Genomic DNA, 24516 nt, shown 5'->3' with positions numbered 1-24516 from the left:
TTTACCAGTTTTTCCAATGAAAGGCAACTGGTATTGCCACTGGATTTTGAAATTTTGCTTCCCGAGGATGTCCTGTGCGGTTGTTAGACGATATGCTGGAAAGGTTGGATTATACAGAACTGGATCGTCTCTATTCTCCATTATGCCTTGATTTCCGTTCCGTCTTGAAAGACCACGGTGACATTCTCTTTATCTTTCACCACCATCTTATCGACCAGAGCACACCAGAGTGACTGGTCAAATTCGGTGAGCAGGCTCTCCCGACCTTTCAGTTCCTGGATGAACCGTCCTAGCTGCTCATTCCGAGCCTGGCGCTTTTCAATCTTCTCACACAGCTGTTCGTACTCAATCTTCATTGCATCATAGCGGCTGATGATTTCATCGTACTGTTTCTGGTACTCTTCCTGGTTCTGCGCCACCCGTGCGTTCCGTTCCACGGTGTTCTGGGCCATTTCCACGAGGATGCCGATTTCCTTCTGCATGGCATCCCGTTTGGTTAGAAGGTCTCCGTTATCACAGATCACCTGCCTAGCGTCCTCGATGGTTTGGATGATCTCATCCTTCTCTGTAATCATCTTGTTCATTGCCCGGACGAAGTACATCTTGATTTCCTCCTCCGTCAGATGCGGTGTGCTGCACCCCGTCTTGTTTCGAAACTTGTTATTACACTGGTAGATGATCCTGCGGTACTTGTCATTGGAATGCCAGACCTTCGCTCCGTACCACCCTCCGCATTCAGCACACTGGATCTTCGTGGAAAAGATACTAGTACCACTGAAGTACTTCCGTGCCTTGCTTCTACGTTTCAGTTCTGCCTGCACCAGTTCAAAAGTCTGAGGCTCGATGATGGCTTCATGATCATGCTCTACATAGTATTGGGGGACTTCCCCCTCGTTGAGTTTCGTTTTCTTTGTCAGGAAGTCTACCGTATAACTTTTCTGGAGTAAGGCATCCCCCTTGTACTTCTCATTCTGAAGGATGCTGGAAATGGTACTTGTACTCCATTTATATTTCTCACCCGGTGTCTTGATTCCCCGGGTCATCAGTTCCTTCGCAATGGTCGTCATTCCCAGGCCTTCTAAAAAGAGCCTGTAGATGAGTTTGATCGTTGTTGCTTCTTCCGGTACAACTACGAGCCCGCCGTTCGGGCCTTTCTTATATCCCAGGAAACGGCTGTAAGCGACACTGACTTTGCCATCAGCGAACCGCTTCCTGTGCCCCCAGGTGACATTTTCTGAAATGCTCCGACTTTCTTCCTGGGCCAGGGAACTCATGATCGTCAGGAGCAATTCTCCCTTGCTGTCAAAAGTCCAGATGTTTTCCTTTTCAAAGTAGCACTCTATCTTGTGTTCTTTTAATTTCCGAATAGTAGAAAGGCTATCGACGGTATTTCTGGCAAAGCGGCTAACGGACTTTGTGATGATCAGGTCTATTTTTCCTTCCAGAGCATCATTGACCATTCGCTTGAATCCATCACGATGGCGGGTATTTGTACCAGAGATTCCTTCATCCGTATAGATACCTACAAATTCCCAGTCATCCCGCCCTTTGATATAGTTTGTATAATAATCGACCTGGGCTTCATAGCTGGTAATCTGATCATCGTGGTCTGTTGAAACCCGTGCGTACCCTGCTACTTTCCTTTTCTTCCGACTATTAATCGGAGATGATGTATAACGGCTGATTGTTGCCGGAATCGCTCTTACTGTTTTTGCCATCGATTATCCTCTCTCTTCCATTCTTCTTTCAGCGCAAGCATTATTTTTTTAGCCTCTGGGTCCTTGCGTTTTGCATATTGCATGATTTCATGCATATAAGCCCGATACGCTTCGCTATGACGGGTTCCCCGTTTTCTTTCTCTATATTGCCTGGTTTCCGTATGGCCATCTTTAAAATGGAATGTTATTTCTCCATTCAGGACAACTGCTTTTTCAAGGGATTCATCCATTTTTCCCTCATTGAAAGTGTCCAGTCCCAGCACAGAAGCAGTTAGCTTTTTCATAGTACTGTCTTTGATGGCTTCATTGCCACATATACCAGCACACCGCCAGTACCGTTCCTTTTTTCCATCAGAATATGTAGTTTGTTGGCTCCTGTAATTTTCTCCACAGTACCCGCATTTGATGAAGCCTGTGAACTCATTGAATGCTTTTCGGTTGGGATTTGTGCTTTTTAGCTTATGTCTTTCTCCCCATTCCTTCCGGCGTTCACTAGTCCATGCGTCCTTCCGGGCAGTAGAAACCCATTGCCGTGTAATCTGCTCTCCATTTTTCATATGAAACACCATCACATGATGTTCCGGAACCACAATTATATCAACCTGATTCAGGAAGACATTTTCATCGAATTCGGAAAGCCCCAGGACTTCTGTGCATTCCTTGACTAGGACTTTCTGTGGGATAGCTCCCTTAGAACGGCAGGTTCTTCCTCTCTCTTTATGGGAAATACAGGTCCAGCAATCCTTATTTTTCCGTTTACTGCGAATATGCACAAAACTCTTCCCGCAGATTCCACACCTGATTTTGGTGGTAAAACAGCAGGTATCGATGGACCAGTTTGCCAAAGCCCCCAGTTCCCGCCGTCTTTCCCTTTCTTCCTGTACCTTTTTATAGGTTTCCATGGGGATAATGGCCTCATGTGTATTTTCCACAAAATATTGTGGGAGTTCTCCATGATTGATTTTGGTTTTTCCGGTGATGGGGTCTGCCGAATAGGCTTTCTGGAACAATAGATTACCGGTGTAAGTAATATTCTCTAAAATTCTCCGGACGGCCGAATTCCCGAAATGTTTCCCATTAAAGGATTTGATTCCCATTTCTTCCAGCTGCTTTTCCGTGGTCTCAGCGGACAGGCCTTTTAAGAAGTTGTCATAAATGAGCTTTACAACAGACGCTTCCTTGGGCTCAGGGACAAGCTGATCTCCCTGCCAACGGTATCCATAGATTCGAAACCGTCCATTAGGAATCCCTTGTGCAAAACGTTTTCGGGTTCCCCATTTGACATTTGTACTAATGGAACGGCTCTCTTCCTGGGCAAAGGATGCCAGGATGGAAAGCATCAGTTCGCCGTCACCCGTAAGGGAGCGGATATGCTCTTTCTCGAACCGCACTTCTATACCCAGGTCTTTCAAATGCCGCACTGTCGTTAAAAGGTCTACCGTGTTCCTGGCAAAGCGCTGAATGGACTTTGTAAGGATAATGTCAATCTTTCCTGCTTCACAGTCCGCCAGCATCTGCTTGAACCCTTTTCGCTTGTCGATAGTGGTTCCGCTGATACCATCGTCTGCGTAGACTCCGGCAAATTCCCATTCCGGGTTTTTCTGGATCAGGCCGTTATAGTAGCTGATCTGAGCCGATAAGGAATGGTTCATCCGTTCCGACTCCACGGAGACCCGGGCATAGGCTGCCACTTTTTTTCTCCGCACGATGGCCGGCATGGGCCGACTGACCCGCGTGATTTTCTTCATTGTATCAACTCCTTTTGCTACTATTACTCACTCTGAACCGGATTTATAGCAAGTCAATATCTGCTAATAATGGGCCGATCACAGGACAATATTTATTCCGGATCTGCCGTTCGGCTTTTCCGTATTCAGCTTTTGTAATCAGGCCCTCCTGGAGCATTCCCCTGATGAAATGCATGGCGGCCAGGTACATCTTCTCCTGCTTCAACTGCTTATCGTCCATCCTGGCCACCTCCGAACCTGTCTTTTACATAGCAAGTGTGGGAGCAGTATTTGCGCTGCCCATTCCCGTAGACGGTGAATGTCTTATGGCAGCAAGGGCATTCCATCTTTCGTACGATTCTATGGTTCACCTTGTCCCGATGGCTGTTCCACCAGGCCATCCGGCAGGCATCGGAACAGAACTTTTTCTCCTTCCGTTTGCCGTTCTGCTCAATAGGCTGACCGCATTGCAGGCAGTGATGGGCTTGTTCTGTTTCCGGCTCCTTGGGGGATAAAGGATGTCTGCGGCAGTAGGATTTGACGGTATTTTCCGACATACCTGTTTCTTTGGCGATTTTCCGATACCCGAATCCCTGGAGCCGCAGTTCCCGAATCTGTGCTTTCTGCATATCGTTCATGAATAAACACCTCCTGCTTACTAGCCACGGCAGGAGGTGTTTTCTGACGGTTTCGTTCAATCTTTCTGATAAAACTCACATTCATACCCATCCGCCCGGAGGATCAGACCTTCCGCCCAGGGTGGGGTCCTTCCCATCTGCTGGCAGATGGCATCCACGCTTACGTCCTTGCGGCACTCGATGATCAGTTCATCGTGGACGTGGCCTACAATAGCACAGTGCCGCAGGGTCTGCATGGCATAGCAAAGAATATCCCTGGCCGTTCCCTGGACGATATTTTCCACGAACTTGGGCCCATAACTTTCCAGCCGCTCCCACTTCTTGGTGGCTCCGATGCCTTCATAGGTCACGGATTCCCCGCCGAATTTATTCTCCCCGATCCGAGGCTTCACATAGGAAAGACGCCGTCCGCTGGGGAGTTCGATGAACAGCATGCCGCTCTTGCAAAGGAACCGGAGATTGTTGACCTGGACAGGGATCCTCTTTTTGATGGCGGTTTTCACAGCCCCATCCACCTGCCACCAGAAATCCACGATGTGGGGATTGGCAGCCCGCCAGGACTGGACCAGAGGTCCCAGTTCCTCTTCCGGGATCCCCATATCCATGGCCCCCATGGCCTTCAAAGCGCCCACGGAGCCGCCATAGCCACAGGCCAATTCCGCAATCTTCCCCTTCTGGCGCAAATCCCCGTTCACCCCGTGTTTCACCACGGGCACTCCAAACATCTGGCTGGCCGTTGAGCAGTAGATGTCCTTCCCGGCTGCAAAGGCTGCGGCTTTCCACTTTTCCCCGGCCATCCAGGAAATGACCCTTGCCTCAATGGCCGAAAAGTCCGAGACCACAAACTTCATCCCCTCACGGGGCACAAAGGCTGTCCGGATCAGCTGAGACAGCACATCCGGCACAGAATCGTAGAGCAGATCCAGGGCCCCGTAGTTTCCTTGCCGCACCAGTTCCCGGGCTTCGGAAAGGTCCGGCAGATGGTTCTGAGGGAGATTTTGAATTTGAATGTGCCGCCCCGCATACCGTCCAGTACGGTTTGCCCCGTAAAACTGAAACATACCCCGAGCCCTGCCGTCCTGACAGGCGGTCATTTCCATGGCCTGGTACTTCTTCACAGAAGACTTGGCCAGCTTTTGCCGGAGCTGCAACACACTTCGGAGAGGCTCCTGGGCCGTTTTCAATAGTTCCTTCACCTGCTTCTTCCCCAGGGAGTCCGACTTTAGGCCACGGGCTTCGAGCCATCTCAGCATCTGGAGGACTGAATTGGGATTCTCCAGGCCGGTCTTTTCCTTTAAGGCTGCCATCAGACTCTCTCGGCTTTTGGCATCCATGGCCACTGCCTGCCGGGCCAGCTCCAGATCAATGGCAATCCCCCGGTCGTTGATTTCCTGGTCCTGATGGTATTCCTCCCATACCGTGTCCGGCACCGGATATGTCTGCAGCCTCTCCTGGATGGCCATCTCCACTTCCACATCTCGCTTATTGTAGGACTTGAACAAGTTCCACTTGTCCGGGGCATGGTTCGGCAGGTTCCGGGTCCGTCCCCCGTTGGTCTTGGTCTCCTTGCAGGGAACGCAGAAATAACGGATCAGGTCCCGGCCTTCTTTCATCTTCTGATTGTCCAGATTCAGCACGGCCCCCACTCCTTCCAGGGAAAGGGGCAGTCCCATATAGGCGGACCAGACCATAGAGCACTTCCAGCCGGCCGGGTTCAGGAACCGGGCACAGTCCTGAGAAAGCGGATGATGGTCATGGAAGGGATCCAGGCTCCTCCCCAAATCCGTCAGATACCGGGACAGACACACCCGTTCGAAATTGGCATTGAAGGCCCATTTGATGATGGAGTCATCGGTGAGTGCCTCCAGAATCTCTTCCGGGAGGGTTTCCCCCTGGGCCAGATCGACTACTTTCACCTCTCTTCCATCCACCGCATAGCCAAAAAGGAGGATTTCAAAATCCGGGGACTCGGCATATTTATAGACCCCGCATTTGGCTAAGTTCACATCGCTGTAGGTTTCAATATCGATACTGATGGTTTTCATACGTTTCACCTCGAGAAAAGCGGCGAAGCACAAGGCCCCGCCGCCACCATTTACCACGTCTTATTTCCGAAAGGATTCCATCTGTTTGCGATGATATTCTGCTTCCCGTTCCTCCCGGTTCCGGGCCGCAATTTCATCCCGCTGGTCCTTTTTGATATCCGTGTAGATCATGGCCACAAAGAAGCCGCCAACACACAGGGCAACCAGACAGTACAGACAATCCAGAATCAATTTCAAAACATTTTCCATTATTGTTCCTCCTTAGTCCAGGAAATCATCATCGTCTGCCGTAGCAAAGTCGTCTTCTGCCCGGGGTTTTCCGCCCAGAGGTTCCCCATCACGAATCTTCTGCAGGTTGTTCAGGCCGCAGGCAATGCCCTTGTTGCCGTTGGAGTTAAAGGCGTAGAAGTTGATGGAGGCTCTTCCATAGACCCCGCTGTACACTTCAGACCGTTCCAGAATCTGCTGGCAGGAAGAATCTACGATGCCGGGCTTTGTGGCAGAATTGGCATTAATGAAGTAGCTGTCCTTGTAGGTATCATCCCCAGGCCGTTCCAGATCTCCGTCACGGAGCGGGTTCTTGATGGTTTCCAGCTTCGGCACGATGCGGCCGTTTCCTTTGAGCTTGCCCTGCCCTTCCTCATAGGCTGCTTGGATAGCCGCTTTCACCTTTTCCACGGTCTTCGTATCAGACTTGGGGATGATGAGGCTCACGCTGTACTTGGGGGTTCCTCCGTTGATGGATTTGGGTTCCCAGACGTTGGCGTAGGACCAGCGGGTATTTGCTCCGGTAATGACTTTGCAAGGGTTTACATAATGTTTCATTGTTCGTTCCTCCTTAATTTTCACTGCTAAAATCTTCTGCTGCGGTATGCATAGCCGGGCGTTTGTCCGATTCCGGTACCAAGACCGGTTTGCCTTGGGGCTTTTCAATGAGGCCGGACAGAAGTTCATCAAACCTCCGTTTCCCCAGAAGGCGGGTCAGGGCCGTGATGCCCATGAGTTTCTTTTCGTAGGGAGAGTATCCGGCTTCTTCCACTTTGGCGGCTACCGCATCGTCATCTACATAACGGCGATTGGAGCGCCCTTCCACCAGTTTCCAGCCAGCCCATGCCTTACCGGAAAGAGCCTGCTGCAAGGCATATTCCTTAATATCTCCCACCCAGGCTACGAGGTCATCGGCCTTTTCCAGCACTGCTTCCACTTCTGCGTCACAGAGAGTGGACGGCATGGCGAAGTCGTACCTGGCAAGTTCCAGGTTATACTCTGCCCGTTTCCGGCAGGTGGCCCTGATCTTGCAGAACCGGCAGTGCTCACCGGCTTTGTACTCCCCTTCGCCTTTAGCCGCCAGAGCAGCCGTGGGTTTGAGGACTTTCTCCGCCCATTGGAGCAAGTCGCCTTTAGTCATTTCGTAGGTACTGACATTGTCCCGTCTTGGCTGGAAGATGGTCATGGAGACCCTTTGGATATCGTAAATCCCGTCGAAGAGGTCCAGTGCCCCCAGGGCATAGCACATCATCTGGGGATTCTTCTCCGCACTGACTTCCACACCAAGCCCGTGCTTGTAGTCGATGACGGTCAGGGTATCGTCCGCCACAATGACACAGTCTCCTGTACCGAACCCGTCCGGAACCCATTTCGAGAAGTCCAACCGCTGTTCTACAAGGACGATGGGATCCTTGCACTCTTTCTTTGCTTCCGCAAGCCGCTCCATGACGAATTGGGCATAATCGTCCGTGCATTCGGCCATCTCCTCGTTGTAATAGTCGAGGGTCCCCGTAGGATTCTGAGCCTTCCTGCCCAGGGCTTCCTTCACCTTGTATTCGCAAAGGGTATGGGCATCCGTACCCTCCCGGGCAAAGTCGCTTGTGGTGTCCGGCCACTTCGCACACTCCAAAGCGGAAGGCGGGCAGACAAGCCAGCGGTGGCTAGACGAGGCGGAAAGAATCGCATGCTGTTTATCCGGCATGGCTGATCCCCTCCAATTCCTTCATAAAGGCCTCGTAGTCTTCCGGCTTTACACGGGAGAGTTTTTCTGCCCCATATTTTTCAATGAGGGCTTTCACTTCTGCCGTGAATCCCTGGCGGGACTTGTCAGCCGCCGCTTTCCGGACTTCTTCAAAGGAAAGGGCCTTCCGCTCCGGAATTACTTTTTCCGTTTCTTCCAGTCTACTTTCCATCCCATTTTCCAGAGCTTCTACAATCCGCAGCAGGGCCTTTGTACAGTTGGCCAGTTCGTTTGCAAGATTTTCTAACTTGTCCTTCGTCACCTTAGTTTCCTCCTTCGTTAAGTTCTCTGATGGCCAGTTCCTCTACAGAGTCACCTGGTACGATGATGGTTACTTTTTCCTTCCCGCCCAGCAGGAACCGCAGGACCCGTTCCCGCACGGACACAGACCGCACGGCCGCGATATGCCCACCACCCTTTGCCGCTGAAACGCTGATGCTGAGTCGCTCTTTCATGGCTTTTCCTCCTTCCTGAGGGTTGGTATCGTTTTCCCCTCCACTCTTTAGCCTTGGGAGAGTGGCTTTTCTGACGGTTTCCTCAAAAATCTTTTAAAAATTTTTCAAGCATACAAAAAGCCGGCATGAGAAGCTGGTGTAGCTCCCATGACGGCTAAGCTTTATTATGATTGAATTTGAGACAAAAAAATAAGAGGCCCGTCACTTGGACGTTCCTCTTACATCCTGCATTCTCGAAGGTGGAATTTCTACGCTACATAAATGATTCTTTTTATATCCTTCAGTGAAACCACTATATGGTCTTCTATCTCAGGGCTTTCATCTGTGGGAAATTCCGTTAGCACTTTTGTCGAAGTCGGAGATATAGATAATCTTCCTTAAACTAGCTTCTATTGTTCGTTTGCAAAGAATTAAAGGTGTTTAGCTATGATCACAACCTCGGTTACTGGAATGGTTTTTGTTTTAGTTCTTCCCATTCTGCTATGATTATATGGTTTTTTAATCATGGCAATTTCATATTCCAGCTTTTTTCTGACGTCTTCTGAAACTAAGACTTTCACCATTTCGGCACTTTTATCTTGAAAGAACTCATTACTTCTTTCAAGACTCAAATTGTGAATTTCAGAAGAAATTAATCCAGGATTAAATGTTTCGCAACAAATTTTAAGCAACTCAGAGAAATCTATAGTGTTAGTTTCGCTATTTGTATAACTTAAAATCATATCTGATTGACGATTGCGAATACCGGAAAACATTTGTTCAAATGCATCAGACACCTGGGTCTTAATACAATATTCAGACTGATACCGGTCATCTCTGTATCTTCCTTTATACTTTATCTTTGGGTAGTCATAACGTACTAGTGTTTCGAGGATATGATAAAATCGTGAATAGTGAACAAAACAGTAGGGTGGATCAGCGTAAACTAAGCTACCCTGAGGCAGCCCTTTTAAACACTCTATATCCGTTTCAGCGCTAGTCCTAAATGTGTATTGATTTTCATTTAACAAGAAATCCTTAAATTCAGCATATTTTCTAATGAAGAAATCTGTAATATTTTTTCTTCTGTAAATAAGAATATCTTCTTTTGATGAATCTGTCTCTGGAATTCGATATTGTGCATAATGGCCAGTGCTCTGTGAATTATAAGCCATCGCATAAATCAAACAGGTAAGCAATAGATTATAGAATGGCTCATTTTGTCTGTATTCATCTATAACCTTCCTGTATGAGTCAATCCAAACGCATTGCTCAAAACTCCAGTAAGTTCCAGAATAATTTTGCGTAAAAAGATAATAATTGTCGAAAGAGCTAAAGGATCTTTCCTTAATCAATTCCCTCTCGCTACTTTCCATTTCGTTGAATTCAAGTAAGGAAAACTCTCTATCATACTTGAACTTCTCCGCATATTCAGAGTATCTTTGCATAAACAAATTAACTCGTTCTGTCGCTTTTTCTGTTATCACTGAAATATCAGCGTACTCGTCCCAATTATAATTGCTAAGATAAGTACTCGCAAATACTGCTGAATATTGCTGTATATCATTTGATATGATATTTGCTTTATTTCTAAGAGCTCCAGACAATGTAGCTGAACCAGCAAATAGATCACATATCCAGGAATGTTCACCCTCGAAATAATTAATTCCCTTTTCAATCAAGTCCAGAACATCCGTTTTGGAGCCCATGTATTTTGTTACACTGGGGAAGTCTTTCCGTAAATTCATTAAAATACTTATTCCTTTCCATATTTTCTTGTATATATCACTCTTAATCAATCAGAAGTCAAGTTATCCGGCTGATATCCTCGAATGCAACGAGGTGTAATACCAATTGCCAGTATCGGACAACCTCCTGACCTTCGACTATCAAGTCTATATGTTAATTTCCCCATCCAAGTTGTACTCGCACCATATTTATTCAATCCATAATGTTTTGGGAAAGTTTTTAGCTCAGTACCACGGGTTATAATAATCCCCATCGAAATAATATTGAATTCATAGTATGTCCTCATGGCCATAAGATCTCTATCAAATGTTTGATCCTTGCTATTCCATTCAGTATCAAGAGCAATTTTATTCTTAAAAAAATCAATATTATAGCCGTTTACGTAATCTTGTAGCACAAATGACCTATTCTCTTCTTCCCCTGACCTTATGGTAAGTTCAATATGTAAGTCGCCATGTACACGAGTCTCTGCCCACCCTTTAGGAAACAATACTTTTTTAAATTTCGGAGGAATAGCAGATTCATTACCTCCAGCCTCAAGAATATCATCAATAGATATATCAACATTCCTAAGAGCATCGATGAGTTCATGAAATTCATTCGGGTACGCAGCAGAAAGAATTTCAGCAGCATGGTAATAGCTGTATATCTCATATTTCTCTAAAATGTCAGCCGGAAAATATTTATTCAAAGTATTCATCATTGCAATTCCTTTCTTTACCCCAGCAAATAACTTCCCATCACTTTCGTTGTTATACCAATTCAAGAATACGACATTTCTCCTATACTTCTTGAATCAAGTTGTTTTGTAAGCCATTTATTGTAATCACATATTATTTGTACCAGGTCATCAAGTTTATTTACAATAATTTCTTCATTCCACTTACTTTAAGTTCCTTGATTACTATTAATTATTTCTGAATGTAAGAATGAATTTTCTGCTAACCTACAGATAACTAAATCTGCCTCCATTCAACTACTTGTCTTCTTTTGTCGGAATCAGATCCATAATATCCCCGATATTACATTCCAGTGTTTTACAGACTTTTATAAGTACTTCCATGCTTACTGACTCGCCTTTTGAAAGTTTCGTTACAGATGCCCAACTAATACCCGCAGCTGCTTGAAGATCCTTCTTTTTCATTTCCTTATCGATCAAAAGCTTCCATAATTTTTTGTAACTTATTTTCATCTTGCCCCCGTTAAATTAAGCTAAAAAAAAAAAAAAAAAATAGTGTACTTATTTTTATAGTATAACATTTTAAACTGTATGTTACAATGAAATTCTTCACATATACATGAATATTCTTCATACAAACGAGAATTTATGAAAAGATAAACACTTTATGCACGAAAAAAGTCAGGGGATCATTTTCCCCACCATGGCTTACTCCATATTTTCTATCCAACACCCGTCAAAAATCCTTATACTCATCCTCCGTCCCGGTCAATTCTGCCCACCTGGCTGCCAGAAGTTTTGCATAATCGATGTAGAAAAGCCCGTAACTCCCTAGGGCATATCCGTCATTGACTTCGATGAGCAAAGTCTTCCCGGTATCCGTCAGGCCAAAATCCAGAGAATACCCGGCCGGTGCGGTCTTGTACTCCTGCACAGCTTTTTTGATGATTTCCGGATCCGGCATCTTTTCCCAGGTTCCCCGATAATGTCTTGCATCCAGGATTCTTCCATAGCGGATAAAACAGCGCCACTCCGTCACAAACCGGACGGGCTCCGAGCACCATACAGGCACATCGTGCTCCCAGTTTCCGCGTCCCACCAGGTCTTTGGGAGACTGAACAAGCACGCCGGTGATTTCTTTATCCGCAACAGATTTTACGAATACAGGCCACTGTTCCGGATGGGAATTGATGGTATTGATGGTGGATTTCCAGATTTTCCGTCCCAGGCAGAATTTCAGCTCCTCGGGATAATCCAAATCGGGAAAAGAAAAAACCATTTCTTTCAAATGCTGCTGAACCGTATCCACATAGCCAACCATAACATCCGCGGGTGCCGCCTCCCGCATTTTCTCGGGATTATGGAAAAAACAGATTTCAGCCCCCACTTCTTCAAAACCGCACATGGCCTCAAAAAAATTCTTGTTGGCAGGCCGTTCCCCCTTGTGTGACTGTATTCAGACTCTCATTTTCTTCACTTCCTTTTCTTTCAGTATATCACATGACCTGGGTAAAAAAGTCGACAGTAAAAAAAAGCCATGGCAGGATTTTTCCCACCATGGCTCTCTTCATTTCCGCACCCAAGCCGCCAGCAGCACCGTCCCTATCCCATAAGCCAGGTTCCGCTGGGCCTTCAGCCGTTTCTGTGTTCTATTGTTTTCTTTCTCGTACGCGGCTAAGGATTCGTTGGCAATCCGCAAGGATTCTTCCTGCCTGATCGAGGTCCTCTCCAGTTCTTTCAATTGATTCCCGAGCAGACTGGACTGTTCCCTGGCTTTCTGTAATTCGGTCTGCGCTTCGGTCAATTGCGTTTCCAATTCCTCCATGCGTTTCTTCTGCTGACTGGATTCCTTCTGTAATCTGATGTTGATGGTCTGCAGCTCGGTGATATTCGTTTCCAACCGGGTCAGTTCCTCCTCCGTTATGGTATACGTAGAGGCCCAGGAGACCTGCGGAAAGGACAACAACAAGCACAGCAATAAGCACCAGGCACTTTTTCTCAATGATCCCCACCCTCTTTCTTCAGATGACCAGGGTAAAGAGAAGCACCCCGGTCAGGATGCCCAACAGATAGCCCAGAAGAAATTCATCGCTGATCCGCCACATGTCCATGGTCTCTCATCCTTTCTGGGCCACATAATCCGTCACCCCGCGGGCAATGGCACGGGCAAATTCGTCCTTCCGGTTCATCAGGAGCTGTACATCTTCCTCATTGGTGATGAACGCCGTTTCCACCAGGACCGCCGGCATATCCGTCTCCCGGAGCACCGCCAGCCCCGGCCGTTCCTTCACACCCCGGTCCACGGTTCCCAGGCTCCTGACAATCTGGTTCTGGATGCATTCGGCCAGGGTGCAGGCTTCCGTGCTGTCCTCGCTGTACACCAGGGTTTCCGTCCCCTGGGCTTCTTCTGCTACTGCTGCATTGCAGTGGATGGAGATGAAGATGTCCGCCTTCCAGCCGTTGGCGCTAGCGCAGATATTGGTATAGTTGGGGGATTCCCCGCAGAGGTTGTCGGACTGGACCAGCAGGCAGTCATAACCCACCCGGTTCAGGTACTGCTGGACTCCTGCCCCGATTTCCTTCACGATACCGGCTTCCGTGACGCCGTATTTGTCATTGACAGCCCCGCTGTCCACACCGGGCATATGCCCTGGATTGATAAAAATCTTCATTTCTTCTCCTCCTTTTCAAAGTGGTCCGGGATGCCGTTCCCGTCAAGATCCACAAAGCAGCCTGCAATGAAGGTGACAAACCCCACCATGGCAGGCCCGACCAGTTCCCGCACCATGGCCAGAAGATCCGGCAGCTGGATTTTCCCCGTCACCGCCAGATACAGCCAGAAGCCATAGTAGGAAAGCACAAAAAGAAAGACCGTCACAAGATACCCTATGACGATCCATTTGATGGGCTGCTGGAATTGGTTCAGGCGTGCTTTCACCGCATCCAGGCCTTTAGTCAGTATCCCTTTTACTTTTTCAAACATGGCGGATTCCCCAGATTACTGTGATCGTGGATGCGGTCCACTTCTCCCTTCAGGTCCTTGTACCGGTGCCACAGGTTGTCGATATTGGTCTCGATGCCCGCCTGGGCCACCCGCATTTCATTGATCAGTCCTGTCAAATCTTCCAGGGCCTTGGTATTATTGTCGATGCTCTTATGGAGCGCCTGGTTCTCGATTTTCTGGGGACGCAGGATGAGCCAGCACCCGAACACGGCCAGAGCACTGATCACTGCGTTCACAAAGGTGTAGCTGATGAAATCCATGGTGGTTCCCTCCTTTCTGGTGAACTAGCAGCCGGGTGTTAGATGAAGTGCCCGTCCTTTATACCGTCCGCACTTGGGACCGCAGTACACATCTTCTGTAGGACTCCAGGCAAAGGAGAACCAGTTCTCCCCTTGGGTCAGCTCCTGGGTCTGGCCGGCGTGGCTTACGTAGACGGGTTCCTTCCAGAAGGCAGAGCATTCAAACACCAGGCTCCCCTCGATCCGGCTGTAATGGATCCAGGCCTTCACATGATGCACAGTCCAGCTAAAGGCCCGGTCCAGTTTGTGCAGGTCTGCCATGGCCACATGGGGAAAACGGGAGAAATCGTGGGTATAGCTCTTTAACTCCGGCTGGCCCTTGGGCAGGAACACCTTCATAAAGGTATCCTTCCCGGACTTGTCGATCTGCACAAAGGAACACAGACTCAAGGTCCGCAGCAGCTCCTGGGGCCCCAGATCCATCACCTGGAGGATCTCCCGGAAGTTGAACAAAGGGTAAACGAATCCCGTGACGGGGTTCTTCAGAATTACCGTGGAGGACCCGCTCCCAAGGGCATCCAGGTTGATGGCCACCCGTTTCCCGTTGCAGAAAAAGCTCAGCCGGCTTCCTTCCATGTCCAGCCCAATGGTATCCTCCGTCTGCACCGCCTCCGGGAAGATAAAGAGATGGTTCATGGCCGGTTCACTTCCTTCTGGAACCAGGTGTAGAGGGCCTTGTAGAACCGGCACTCCTGAGCATGCTCCTGGCTGACGATACAGGCCCCGCCGCACATGCCGTAAACAGAGCACTGGCGGCATTCGGGACTCAAGGCATCCAGGAGATCCTGCTGTTCCTTCAACCAGTTATCGGAAAGCCCCTGGCGGCGGATATAAAGACACGGATACTGCCGTCCTTTGGCATCCACCTTCCGGATGGTCCGGTTGCTGCAGTAGGTTTCTCCGTAAATGTACTGAACCTCCCTGCGCCGTTCCAGGGTTTGGTAAAGTCCTTCATACCGCTTGTCCCGGATGCCGAACCTCCGGAACCGGGACAGATACAACCCCACATACTTCTTGTACTGTTCCAGGATGGAATCATAGTCCTCCCGGGTCAGAGCATACTTCCGGTTGGTCTCGTTGGTTACATGCATGAGATGCGGGAAGAAGGACAGGTTCCGTCCGATGACTTTCTCCTTCTCCCGGAACTTTGCCATAATGGCTCCCAGGTCCGTATTCCCATGGTACAGGGTGGTGGAAACCGCCAGGTCCGGGTAATCCAATAGATCGGTGAAAGGATCATACCCCCTCAGGTCCCTTTCTGCCCCATCATAGCTGATGCAGATTTGGAAGTAATGCTCCCGGAAATAATCCAGGTGCTTTTCGATGCCGATGCCGTTGGTGCTGACCGCAAACTTCGCCTGGGGCACTGCTTCCACCACTTTCCGGATCTCCTTCATGTAAAGCAGAGGTTCCCCTCCCATGAACTTGATGGCTCTAGGAGGATTCCGTTTCAATTTTGCCAGAAATTCTTCTGAAATGCCCCCTTCCCCATCCGAAGCCTCCCGGTGGCAGTAGGCACAGTGGAGATTGCACTGGCTACCTAAATAAAGGGTGATTTGAACCTGTGTCGGCAAATCCATCTTGTTTTTTTGCATATTACCCCTGCCTTCCAACAAACACCAGATAGTCGTTCCACACCTCGTACCACTTTCTCCCCAGCTTAATCTTCACCGGGCCTTCGTACCCAAAGGGATACAGGCGGAAACTGCCCGTTCCCTTTACAAGCCTTACCCGTCTGTTGTTCACAAGGCCGGCAGAAGATTCTACAAAGACTTCTTCGTCATCAATATCCCGGGTTAGCTTCTCCTTCGTAGAGAAATCTCCTTTGTACTTTTGGATGGTAAAATCGATATAATCCTTATCACCTTCCGGGGTGAAGGGTTCTTCCGGATCTCCATCAATCAGGTATCCTTTCCGGTTGGCCATCAGTTCCCGGTCCCCAGCGGAAAGGCTGTAGCTGTCCCACAAGGTCATCCGGGGATGATCCCCCAGGATCAGGTCGCTGGTGCTGAAGGGCAGCAGCTCGTATTCCTGATCCGTGTCAATGGTCAGATTCTCCTTCTGCCCGTTGAACATCCGCACCACAATATCCCGCTGGTCTTCCGCCATGATGCCCGTATCGATATCGAGGATGGTGGTATTTCCATAAAGCTGGGTCAAGACGGCAAAGTCCAGCTTGATGGATACTCCCAGCCGGTTAAGGTCAAGGAACCGGTAGTCCGAGGCCATGGGACGGCGGAACAGTTTCACGGTCCCGTTTCCTTCTGTAAGAACGTAGGAACTGTAAGGATGCATGGTCTCGATCACATCCGCTCCCTTCCGGCTTTCGCTGTTGCTGGTGCATTCCGCCTTGCAGTAATCGCCCCGGAGAGTCAGGTGGATCAGGTAGTCAGCATTGGATTCCTCGTTGTAATAGATCTTCAGCATACCCCTTCCTCCTTGTCCGCTACATCGTACCCATTGACCAGGACATCCTTGCCACCCTCGATGGTCAGTCGATACCCGGTGACTTCTTCCTTTTTGATTTTCATCACATCCTCCTGCATCTTTCTCCCTTCAAAGAGCATCTGGATTCGTCCATTCATAGCCTTCCGCACGCCTTTGAGGGAGATGGCGCTTCGCAACCCAGTAAGGGTGAAAAGAAGGCTGTTCCCCGCCAGGACCAGGTCTTTGTTCCGCTCAAAATGGAGTGTCTGATGGAGCTGGACCTGTTCTATTTTCAGCAAGTTTCTTGCCCGATGGCCCCGATCCACCAGCATTCCTGGCTTTAGATTCTCTACCGGCACAGGCCCTTCCGCCGTACTTACGTTTCCTTTTGCAATGATCATAAGTTATTCCTCCTTTAGCTGTCATCCGAGCAATTGCAGTTGCAGTCGCAATTGCAGTTCTGGGTCATGTAATACTGGCATTTCTGGCATCCCTGGCAGGTTTGGCACCCTTGACAGGTCTGGCATTTTTGGCATCCCTGGCATGTCTGGCAAGACTGGCACCCCTGACAAGTCTGGCAGCAGTTGGCCTGGCAACAGTTTCCCGAAAAGCCCTCCTCTAGTTTGTTCACCGCTGTTTCCAGGGCTGCCACGTTGATTTTCTTCACCTTGTCATAGTTCATCGAGGAAAGGTCGATGGAAATCTTTGTCTTTGTGGCAAGGGTTTCCAGATCCGATTGGATGTCCGTCAGGTCCTTTTTCCACACAATCTCGTTCTGGCTTGCCATTATGGCCCTCCTCCCGAATCATCCGAACAGTTACAGTTGCCGCCACTGCAGTTGCAGTCACATTGCCCTCTTGTCTGGCAGGTGCAGTTTCTCGAACTGCACTGGCTGATGCTCTGACAGGTTTGGCAGGAACTGGACTGGCATTTTGTGCTCTGGCATCCCTGGCAGGTCTGGCAGCCCTGGCAAGTTTGGCAATACACGCAGTTCCCACAATTGTCCACGTTGACCGCGTAGGCAGTGAGCTGTTCCAGGGCCGTCTGCAGTTCCGTCACATGAATGGCCTTTACTTTGAGCTCGCTGGTATCCCCAAGAGCAGCCGTATCTGTAAAAGCAGTTTTATTGATGGTTCCGTTCTTTGCCATGGTTCTTCTCCAATAGCTTCTGCCCGTACTGCTGGATGGCTATCAGGACCGGAGTGAAAACGGCCCGCTTGAGCCGGCAGTAGGATTCCTTCCGGGCTTTGTCCCCCACCAGCTTGCAGCCGCCCTGACAGAAGGCGAGAGCTGTACAGGACAGGCACTCTTTTCGATACTCATGGGTGTGGTCCCCAGCAAGGATCCGCTGCAAGTAACTGAAGTACCCGTCATGGATGGTGCCGGCCTTCCGGGAGGTGTTGTGGCAGGGATACAGATTGCCCTGGAGATCCAGGTTCAGTACCGTGAGGCCGTTCCCGCAGGCCGCCGTGTACCGGTCCCACTTGCCTTTTCCCGTCAGGTAGAAATCCTTCAGGGATCCAAAAAGCTGACGGATGTAGGCTTCTTCCGTGTACCGATCCGGGGGGACCCGTTTCCCAAAGCCGTCCAGGAACTGGAGGGCCATGGCCGTCATCTCCCGCTTCACCCGGCTGTAGTCTATGTCCAGCAGATTCTTCTTCGGAAGGCCCGTATCCATGATCTCGTCCAGGTTCACGGCAATCTGGTACCCATGGATGGCACTGTACTCCTCCGAAATCTTCTGGAATGCCTGAAGCACTTCTCGGGGATAGGCTTTGGCGGAAAGGACGGCAGAAAGACAGAGATGTCCCAGGGCCAGGATCCGTTCCCGGGTTTCCGGCACGGAAAACACATCGTATCCCCGGGTTTCCCTCACGTGAGGCCCGTCCCAGGACACACAGACCGTAAAATTCCGGGCATTAAAAAAACGGACCATTTCATCCGTGAGGGCCCGGCCATTGGTAATGATCCCAAAGGTCATGTTCAATTTGCGTTTCTTAACAGCAGCCACCACTTCCTGGATGGTGCCAAAGTACAACAGAGGCTCCCCGCCGTAGAACTGCAGGTGGAGGGGCCGGGAGTTTTCTTGAGAAATCTTTTCCAGGAAGTCGTAGATTTCTGGGTTGACCTCCCGGGTCAGAGGCTTATGCACCAGAGGATGCTGCAGACAGTAAGCACAGTTCATATTGCAGGAATTCCCCAGCATGAGGAATACCGTGTTAATGTTCCGTTTTAAATATTTCATCTTCCACTCCTTACGATGATCTTCACCAGCCGCACGTTTTCTGCGGTATCGTCCTTCACGATCTGTCCCACCGCCTGGGTAAGACTTTCGCCCGAAAGGGCCATCCGGCCCACTCCCGGCATTTCGGAAGGGATCACCCATCCGCCTTTCTTGGCTTTCCCATACATCCGGACAGGCACACGGCCGGCCAGGGCTACGGGGATATACGTAGGGAGGTTCACTTTCAGGATGTCGTCCCCCGGAGAAAGGGTCCGGCCGCCGATGATGGAAGCGAAATCTTCCGTATGGACTCCCACCACACACAGGCTGCCGGCAGTGGCCTTGACGTATTGCTCCTTATTGGTTGTTTCGTCCAAAGCGATAATGTCTCCCCGCTGGGTGTCTCCGCCCCGGGGAAAGAATTCGGCATAGTCGTTATAGACCGCGTTGTAGACTTTGGTGGCGGTCAGGGTACCCGTCAGGGTCACATTCCCGTCCGCATCCGTAGCCACAAACCGGCTGTCGTTGGTCAGCTGGCTGGTCTTATCCGGGATCACCGGTCTGTTCAGCAGATCCGTATAGCTGCCGGTTTTGGCCACCGTCGCAAGGGTCCCGGTTTCCCCGGTCAGTTCTGCCTTGGTGGCGTAGGTCTCTGCGATGTTGTTCCCTTTCCCATCTGCCAGGGCCGCCTGGGCCGTTGCGGCAGCATCCAGCTTTTTCCCTATGGCCGTCATGATGGTGGTGGCAAAGTTCGGATCGTTCCCCAGGGCATCCGCCAGTTCCTTCAGGGTATCCAGGGAGGCATCGGAGCCATTCACCAACTCTGCAATTTTCTGCTTCACATAGGCCACGTTGGCGATTTGGGTACTTTGGGCGTTTGCTGCAGGAGTCGGAGCTGCCGGAGTCCCTGTGAGGACCGGGCTGTCCACGTTCGCCTTCACCTTCAGATTGATCTGCATCTGAGCCAGTTTCTCGGCGGCACTCTCGGCACTTTGCCTGGCCATGGTGGCCTGGGTGGCGGCCTCTTCCTGGGAGGCTTTAGCTGCCGTTGCACTGCTGGCAGAGGCTTTGGCACTGGTGTCCGCGGCCTTGGCGCTGGCGGATGCTTCGGCAGCACTTTTGGAAGAGGCTTCTGCCCAGGTCTTGGCGGACTTGGCTCCGGCAATCCCGTCCGGGTTTCCAGTACTTTCTGCCCAGGCCCGTGCGGTTGCTGCCCATGTCTTGCTGGACCGGGCATTTGCAATCCCGTCCGGATTGGTATCACTCTCCGCCCACTGCCGGGCTGTATCTGCCCAGACTTTAGAAGATCGGGTTCCTTCCCCGGCGGGAGGGCTGTCGCTTTCCGCCCAGGCTTCCGCCATGTTCTGGCTGTTCAGGGCATTTTCCGCATATTCTCCGGCTTTGTTTTTGTATTCCCGAGCCTGATCCGCGGCATAACTATCCGCCACGTCTCCCAGTTCCACTTCCGTGTTATTTTGGACGGTCAGCGTCACTTCCACATTGGACGCATCAGACATTATGGGCCACCCCCTTGATGATGAAAGATTTGGTAAAGAAACAGGTGAGGATCCGTTCCGTCTCGCTGTTCATGATCGCCAGGTCGTAGATGTATGCTCCAGGCTCCAGGGAATCCAGAGCTCCCTTGGGCACCACCACATCCACGAAGTTGTTGTTGGGATTGTAAAAGGTATCCGTATACACTACTTCGGAAGAGTTCGTGGTCTTCTTGATGGCAAAGACCACTTTGTCCGCATTGGTCAGCTTGTAGTTGCTAAACCGGAACCGGATGGAAAAGGTATCGTATTGGGATACCTGGATATTCTTGTTTTCGTCAATGACCAGCATCTTAGCCTCCTCCCGAATCATCGCTGCAGTCACAGTTACAATTGCAGTTGCACTGGGAATTTTCTTTCCAGTATTCTTCCGTATGAGATCGGTTCACCAGTTCCTGCAGGATGCGCCGGAGCGTGTAGGTTCCTGCCGGGATACCCCGGTGTTTCCGGATATGGTACGCGGACTGGATGGACTGGAGTCCCGGTGCCGATGTAGGTCCTGTTTCCACATCCCAGGAATTCAGGCTGACTACCCTGGCATCCTTATCCGCTTGGGTGCTGGACGTGACGGCAATCTCCACCTGGTCGATGAGCCGGTCGTCCGTCAGGGTCCCCATCCCGTTATAGGTCACAAGGACGGTCTTCCCCGCATCGGCTGCAGAAAATTTCAACGTCCCGGTATTCCAGCCCTCGATACCATGCTCTGTGGTGAGGTAGTCCGGCCAGTATTGCCCCTGGGCCGGTTCTTCCGCCACTTCCGTCAGGAGGGTTCCGTTCTGGAACTTCACCTGCAGGGTGGTGGGAGAAGTCTTCTGGGGCACTTCCGCCAGCCGGATGGTATAGGGGCTGTTGCTGGGGATCACGTGGGTTTCGTCGAAGATTTTCTTGATGTCAAAGGTGTTTTCAAAGGGATTGAATCGATAATCATGGATGGCCATCAGCTTCCTCCTTTCCATTGTTTCAGGGCCGAAGACTGGGACTGCTCGATATCCTTGGACCGCCGTTCGATTTCTGACAGATACCGGTCCACGGAAAATTGGGGCTCGCCCAGCTCCATTTCGGTCTTGATGCCCATTTCCCCGGAGAGGGTGTATTTGATCTTCTTGATAGGATAGGTATCCGCATTCCCATCCAGCCTTCGGATTTCCGCCAGCCCGTCAGTAGACATATGTCGGACGTTGAAGGTCCCGTCCGGATAGGGATACTCCAGCCTTACCCCGCTGATCTTGGCAGATTTCACCGGTGCTTTGTACTGGCTGATCTGGTTTTCGCCCCACCTTTTGGCATCGGCGGCATCGTAGGCTTCCGGCAGGTTCCAGACGGCCTGGTGGACCCCGTAGCTGTTCTGGCTTTCCTTATCTTCCACAACGCACAGCCACTGCTCGCCCTGGTCGTCCACGCTGCCCCCCTTGATCCGAGCCCAGTTCACCAGTTTGGACACATCCCAGGAAGGGGTGTAGGAAGTAATGTGTTTTCCTACCGTAAGACGGGCCTGTTCGTTCACTGCTGTCTCTCTGCGGCGAAAGTACAGACACCGGTATTCATCCACTCCGTACACGTAATCCACGGCAAAGTCCGCCAGGGTATTCAGGGCCTCTTTCACCGTCACCCCGTCAAAGACCAGTTTGGTGGGACGGTATCCCACGCTCTGGATCTTGCTGTCGTTGTAGACCACCTGCAAGGTCTGCCGTTCCACCTGGCGGGCAATGTCCCGGACGATATCTCCCACGTCCGTATTCTCATAGGTCTTCCAGAGCATCACATTCTCCAGCCGGTTGTAGAAACCATAGCCTTTGTACACGAACTTGGTATCCGTAGTCCCTTCAATAGGCCGGCTGATGATGTACCCGCTGTACCAGGGTTTCCGGTCTCCGTACAGGTGGATGTCGATGCGCTGCATATAGTCCAGCTGGGCGTTATCCGGCTGCCGGTAAAAGGTCATCTGGCACTGGCCACAGCCGGTGCTGGTGATTTCAAAGGTCACTTCATTCAGGGCATTGGCCTCGCTGCCCCCGTCAAAAATAGCCGTCCGAATCCCGTCCTTTTTGTAGGCATAGACCACGAACTGGCCGGGATAGTACTCATGGACCTTGCCCCGGTCGCTGTTTCCTTCACCGGCCCCAGTAGGACCGGCAAAGATCCACCGGCCGAACAGGCCCCGTCCAAAGATGAAATTCGTCATACAAACCACCTGTTGGTATAGGTAATTTCCACCGTGCCCGCTCCTCCTGTGTACAGAAAGAGGTTGGCTCCCGGTTTGGCATGGAGGAAGGTACCCGTAAAGGCATTGATGCTGTTGTCTTTATCCCGCCAGACTGTCCCTTCCCGGCCATTCACAATGGAGGTCTTGGGAGCCACCAGCAGGGCATCCGTCAGGGTGAACTTCTCTTTGGCTTCCTGGTGCCAGACCGTAAGGTTCGTCATCCGGTCCAGGGGAATGAAGCGGAAAGTGAGAGGCGTATCCACGCTCCCCAGGTTGTGGAGCACCATTTCTGCCTGCACCGTGGCCTGGGGAAAGACGAACACCACCCGGGATTCCTGGGCTTCGTAGCGGAACGGGTCTGCCAAAAGCAGGGATACTGTGATGTTGCTCCGCCTCTGTTTGAAACCGTTCTCAAACTTGTGCTTGATCTTGGACAAACAGGCTACATGGTAGACCCGGTCCGGTCTTCCCGCCATCAGGGAATAATCCGTCTGGCCAAAGAAGGTGTAGGCCTCGTTCAGCACTTCGTCATGATCTTCTTCGGTAGCTCCCTCCATGGAAAATTCCACCTGAAGGGTCCGGCCGTCAATCTTCCCATCCCCCACCGCATCACTGCCATGGGCAAAGGCTCGGGACTGGAGCTTGCTCCGGAAGGTATAGCTGCCGCTGTCCGTAAGGCTCCAATGGACCGGCAGCTTGTATTCCACCCCGTCTTTGATGATGGTGAGCCCCTGCTCCCCTTCTTTTCGTTCCGGAAATTTCATGTTATGCACCTCTCCGTTATTTGTGAATCCATTATGATTCTTTAAATTTCATACTGATAGAATTGTTTAACTATTTAAATTATGGTATGATAATAAAAAATTACACTAGATGAAAGGTTGTGATTCACATGAAGGCAAAACATTTTAGTATGTTTTTACTTTCAATTCTGTCGTTACTAATCATTTCAGGCTGTGGCGGTCCCAAAAAAGTAAACAATCAACAAATCACATTACATCTAGCATATGGTGATAGAGCCGGTACTTATACAGGCGAAGTAAATGACCAAAACACCCCAAATGGTAAAGGATCTTTTACTACTAAAAGTAGTGAAGGCATAGAATGGACATATGAGGGACAATTTAAAGATGGCCATATGGAAGGTAAAGGTAAAAAAGTATGGAAAGGAATAGGTCAAAGCGAAGAAGGCACTTATTCAAATGATTTATTAAATGGCCAAGGTAAACGCACGTATAAACATAATGGCCAACCTACAGTTTACGAAGGCAATTTTATCGCTAGTTTTCCAGCTAAGAATGAGATTGTTGGTTTAAACAAAGAAGTATCTTTTGCCGATTGGTCTTATAAAATCACCAAGGTAGAAACTCAAAACAGTGCAGGTAACAAACAAGCCGCTGGGAAATATATCTATGTGACAATGGATGAAAAAAATAATGGTCAAACTTCAAGGCAACCTGGTTCTAACAACTTCTTTGTAATCCTTAACAAAACAAATGGTCAGATTTATCGAATGGATAATGAAGCTATACTGGCATATCGCTTAGCAACCAGGTCATACCAAACACCTTGGTATTTATCTCGAATTAATCCTGGCTTATCCGCTCAAGGAATAATATATATTTTTGACATTCCTAAAAATGTTGAACTTAATAACCTTCTCCTACTACCGAGAGAAAGTATTGGGACAGCATCGCCTGTTAAGTTAGGTGAATGACAAAGAAAGTACTATTTTAAACAAGTTTCGCGAAAGATAACCATTGTTGAAACAGTAAAATAACCGTATTACATAGGAAGGGGACTTCATA

The 24516-nt window shown here is 49.9% G+C and carries 31 protein-coding genes; 1 reads left to right on the top strand and 30 read right to left on the bottom strand.

The window, feature by feature from the left end; all coding sequences use genetic code 11:
- Positions 1 to 140 precede the first annotated feature (140 nt).
- The 30 genes from ACR0QW_RS07125 to ACR0QW_RS06980 all read right to left on the bottom strand — a co-directional run bounded on the left by ACR0QW_RS07125 (position 141) and on the right by ACR0QW_RS06980 (position 23472).
- Entirely contained in the window at positions 141 to 1718 is a 1578-nt protein-coding gene (locus tag ACR0QW_RS07125; protein ID WP_432643003.1) for a recombinase family protein, read from the bottom strand.
- On the bottom strand, positions 1703 to 3466 hold the full coding sequence (locus ACR0QW_RS07120; protein WP_432643002.1) for a recombinase family protein: 1764 nt from the start codon (positions 3464 to 3466) through the stop codon (positions 1703 to 1705). Before ACR0QW_RS07120 ends, ACR0QW_RS07125 begins: the two co-directional genes overlap by 16 nt.
- Positions 3467 to 3509: 43 nt before the next feature.
- Positions 3510 to 3686 carry an SHOCT domain-containing protein gene (locus ACR0QW_RS07115; RefSeq protein ID WP_432643001.1) on the bottom strand — a complete coding sequence of 59 codons (177 nt, stop codon included), beginning with the start codon at positions 3684 to 3686 and terminating at the stop codon, positions 3510 to 3512.
- Positions 3676 to 4083 carry a terminase gpP N-terminus-related DNA-binding protein gene (locus ACR0QW_RS07110; RefSeq protein ID WP_432643000.1) on the bottom strand — a complete coding sequence of 136 codons (408 nt, stop codon included), beginning with the start codon at positions 4081 to 4083 and terminating at the stop codon, positions 3676 to 3678. Before ACR0QW_RS07110 ends, ACR0QW_RS07115 begins: the two co-directional genes overlap by 11 nt.
- A 56-nt stretch (positions 4084 to 4139) precedes the next feature.
- Positions 4140 to 6128: a DNA polymerase gene (locus ACR0QW_RS07105; protein ID WP_432642999.1), complete on the bottom strand. Its 1989-nt coding sequence runs from the start codon at positions 6126 to 6128 to the stop codon at positions 4140 to 4142.
- Between the two features lie 60 nt (positions 6129 to 6188).
- Entirely contained in the window at positions 6189 to 6377 is a 189-nt protein-coding gene (locus ACR0QW_RS07100) for a hypothetical protein (protein ID WP_014128884.1), read from the bottom strand.
- 12 nt (positions 6378 to 6389) lie between these two features.
- On the bottom strand, positions 6390 to 6953 hold the full coding sequence (locus ACR0QW_RS07095; RefSeq protein ID WP_105325846.1) for a DUF2815 family protein: 564 nt from the start codon (positions 6951 to 6953) through the stop codon (positions 6390 to 6392).
- Positions 6954 to 6966: 13 nt separating this feature from the next.
- Positions 6967 to 8097 carry a DUF2800 domain-containing protein gene (locus tag ACR0QW_RS07090; RefSeq protein WP_432642998.1) on the bottom strand — a complete coding sequence of 377 codons (1131 nt, stop codon included), beginning with the start codon at positions 8095 to 8097 and terminating at the stop codon, positions 6967 to 6969.
- Complete coding sequence (locus ACR0QW_RS07085) at positions 8087 to 8398, bottom strand: rRNA biogenesis protein rrp5 (RefSeq protein ID WP_432642997.1); 312 nt, start codon at positions 8396 to 8398, stop codon at positions 8087 to 8089. Before ACR0QW_RS07085 ends, ACR0QW_RS07090 begins: the two co-directional genes overlap by 11 nt.
- A 1-nt stretch (position 8399) precedes the next feature.
- The gene (locus ACR0QW_RS07080; RefSeq protein WP_045172472.1) at positions 8400 to 8591 is read right to left on the bottom strand and encodes a hypothetical protein; all 192 of its coding nucleotides are present in this window, start codon (positions 8589 to 8591) and stop codon (positions 8400 to 8402) included.
- 410 nt (positions 8592 to 9001) lie between these two features.
- The gene (locus ACR0QW_RS07075; protein WP_427797579.1) at positions 9002 to 10318 is read right to left on the bottom strand and encodes a DNA adenine methylase; all 1317 of its coding nucleotides are present in this window, start codon (positions 10316 to 10318) and stop codon (positions 9002 to 9004) included.
- Between the two features lie 47 nt (positions 10319 to 10365).
- Positions 10366 to 11085 carry a BglII/BstYI family type II restriction endonuclease gene (locus ACR0QW_RS07070; protein ID WP_014128891.1) on the bottom strand — a complete coding sequence of 240 codons (720 nt, stop codon included), beginning with the start codon at positions 11083 to 11085 and terminating at the stop codon, positions 10366 to 10368.
- A 210-nt stretch (positions 11086 to 11295) separates the two neighbouring features.
- Complete coding sequence (locus ACR0QW_RS07065; protein WP_014128892.1) at positions 11296 to 11511, bottom strand: helix-turn-helix domain-containing protein; 216 nt, start codon at positions 11509 to 11511, stop codon at positions 11296 to 11298.
- Between the two features lie 223 nt (positions 11512 to 11734).
- Positions 11735 to 12403, bottom strand: coding sequence for an ATP-grasp domain-containing protein (locus tag ACR0QW_RS07060; RefSeq protein WP_014128893.1), 669 nt, complete (start codon positions 12401 to 12403; stop codon positions 11735 to 11737).
- A 162-nt stretch (positions 12404 to 12565) separates the two neighbouring features.
- On the bottom strand, positions 12566 to 12898 hold the full coding sequence (locus ACR0QW_RS07055) for a peptidase M24 (RefSeq protein WP_432642996.1): 333 nt from the start codon (positions 12896 to 12898) through the stop codon (positions 12566 to 12568).
- A 217-nt stretch (positions 12899 to 13115) separates the two neighbouring features.
- Positions 13116 to 13670, bottom strand: coding sequence for an N-acetylmuramoyl-L-alanine amidase family protein (locus ACR0QW_RS07050; RefSeq protein WP_432642995.1), 555 nt, complete (start codon positions 13668 to 13670; stop codon positions 13116 to 13118).
- Complete coding sequence (locus ACR0QW_RS07045; RefSeq protein ID WP_012938482.1) at positions 13667 to 13981, bottom strand: hypothetical protein; 315 nt, start codon at positions 13979 to 13981, stop codon at positions 13667 to 13669. Before ACR0QW_RS07045 ends, ACR0QW_RS07050 begins: the two co-directional genes overlap by 4 nt.
- Positions 13966 to 14262 (bottom strand): hypothetical protein, encoded by a 297-nt coding sequence (locus ACR0QW_RS07040; RefSeq protein ID WP_432642994.1) that lies wholly within the window; start codon positions 14260 to 14262, stop codon positions 13966 to 13968. Before ACR0QW_RS07040 ends, ACR0QW_RS07045 begins: the two co-directional genes overlap by 16 nt.
- A gap of 24 nt (positions 14263 to 14286) precedes the next feature.
- Positions 14287 to 14937, bottom strand: coding sequence for a hypothetical protein (locus tag ACR0QW_RS07035; protein WP_432642993.1), 651 nt, complete (start codon positions 14935 to 14937; stop codon positions 14287 to 14289).
- On the bottom strand, positions 14934 to 15896 hold the full coding sequence (locus tag ACR0QW_RS07030) for a radical SAM protein (protein WP_432642992.1): 963 nt from the start codon (positions 15894 to 15896) through the stop codon (positions 14934 to 14936). The genes ACR0QW_RS07035 and ACR0QW_RS07030 overlap by 4 nt, the downstream gene beginning before the upstream one ends.
- Position 15897: 1 nt before the next feature.
- Positions 15898 to 16728 carry a hypothetical protein gene (locus tag ACR0QW_RS07025; RefSeq protein ID WP_432642991.1) on the bottom strand — a complete coding sequence of 277 codons (831 nt, stop codon included), beginning with the start codon at positions 16726 to 16728 and terminating at the stop codon, positions 15898 to 15900.
- Positions 16722 to 17129 carry a hypothetical protein gene (locus ACR0QW_RS07020; protein ID WP_432642990.1) on the bottom strand — a complete coding sequence of 136 codons (408 nt, stop codon included), beginning with the start codon at positions 17127 to 17129 and terminating at the stop codon, positions 16722 to 16724. Before ACR0QW_RS07020 ends, ACR0QW_RS07025 begins: the two co-directional genes overlap by 7 nt.
- 14 nt (positions 17130 to 17143) lie before the next feature.
- A complete protein-coding gene (locus tag ACR0QW_RS07015; RefSeq protein ID WP_432642989.1) occupies positions 17144 to 17515 on the bottom strand; it encodes a hypothetical protein in 372 nt (123 codons plus the stop codon).
- Complete coding sequence (locus ACR0QW_RS07010; RefSeq protein ID WP_416182054.1) at positions 17515 to 17877, bottom strand: hypothetical protein; 363 nt, start codon at positions 17875 to 17877, stop codon at positions 17515 to 17517. The genes ACR0QW_RS07015 and ACR0QW_RS07010 overlap by 1 nt, the downstream gene beginning before the upstream one ends.
- Positions 17852 to 18973 (bottom strand): radical SAM protein, encoded by a 1122-nt coding sequence (locus ACR0QW_RS07005; protein WP_432642988.1) that lies wholly within the window; start codon positions 18971 to 18973, stop codon positions 17852 to 17854. Before ACR0QW_RS07005 ends, ACR0QW_RS07010 begins: the two co-directional genes overlap by 26 nt.
- The gene (locus ACR0QW_RS07000; protein ID WP_432642987.1) at positions 18970 to 20469 is read right to left on the bottom strand and encodes a hypothetical protein; all 1500 of its coding nucleotides are present in this window, start codon (positions 20467 to 20469) and stop codon (positions 18970 to 18972) included. The genes ACR0QW_RS07005 and ACR0QW_RS07000 overlap by 4 nt, the downstream gene beginning before the upstream one ends.
- Positions 20462 to 20797, bottom strand: a complete 336-nt coding sequence (locus ACR0QW_RS06995; RefSeq protein WP_279002261.1) for a hypothetical protein — start codon at positions 20795 to 20797, stop codon at positions 20462 to 20464. Before ACR0QW_RS06995 ends, ACR0QW_RS07000 begins: the two co-directional genes overlap by 8 nt.
- A gap of 1 nt (position 20798) precedes the next feature.
- A complete protein-coding gene (locus tag ACR0QW_RS06990) occupies positions 20799 to 21443 on the bottom strand; it encodes a hypothetical protein (protein WP_279002262.1) in 645 nt (214 codons plus the stop codon).
- Positions 21443 to 22687 carry an XkdQ/YqbQ family protein gene (locus ACR0QW_RS06985; RefSeq protein WP_432642986.1) on the bottom strand — a complete coding sequence of 415 codons (1245 nt, stop codon included), beginning with the start codon at positions 22685 to 22687 and terminating at the stop codon, positions 21443 to 21445. Before ACR0QW_RS06985 ends, ACR0QW_RS06990 begins: the two co-directional genes overlap by 1 nt.
- The gene (locus ACR0QW_RS06980; protein WP_432642985.1) at positions 22684 to 23472 is read right to left on the bottom strand and encodes a phage distal tail protein; all 789 of its coding nucleotides are present in this window, start codon (positions 23470 to 23472) and stop codon (positions 22684 to 22686) included. The genes ACR0QW_RS06985 and ACR0QW_RS06980 overlap by 4 nt, the downstream gene beginning before the upstream one ends.
- A 128-nt stretch (positions 23473 to 23600) precedes the next feature.
- Here ACR0QW_RS06980 and ACR0QW_RS06975 point away from each other — a divergent pair, with 128 nt between their 5' ends.
- Entirely contained in the window at positions 23601 to 24425 is an 825-nt protein-coding gene (locus tag ACR0QW_RS06975; protein WP_432642984.1) for a DUF4352 domain-containing protein, read from the top strand.
- Positions 24426 to 24516 lie beyond the last annotated feature (91 nt).

It is taken from the genome of Acidaminococcus sp. (assembly GCF_050873445.1).
Lineage (GTDB): Bacteria > Bacillota > Negativicutes > Acidaminococcales > Acidaminococcaceae > Acidaminococcus.
This window is presented reverse-complemented; position numbering and strand designations above follow the sequence as displayed.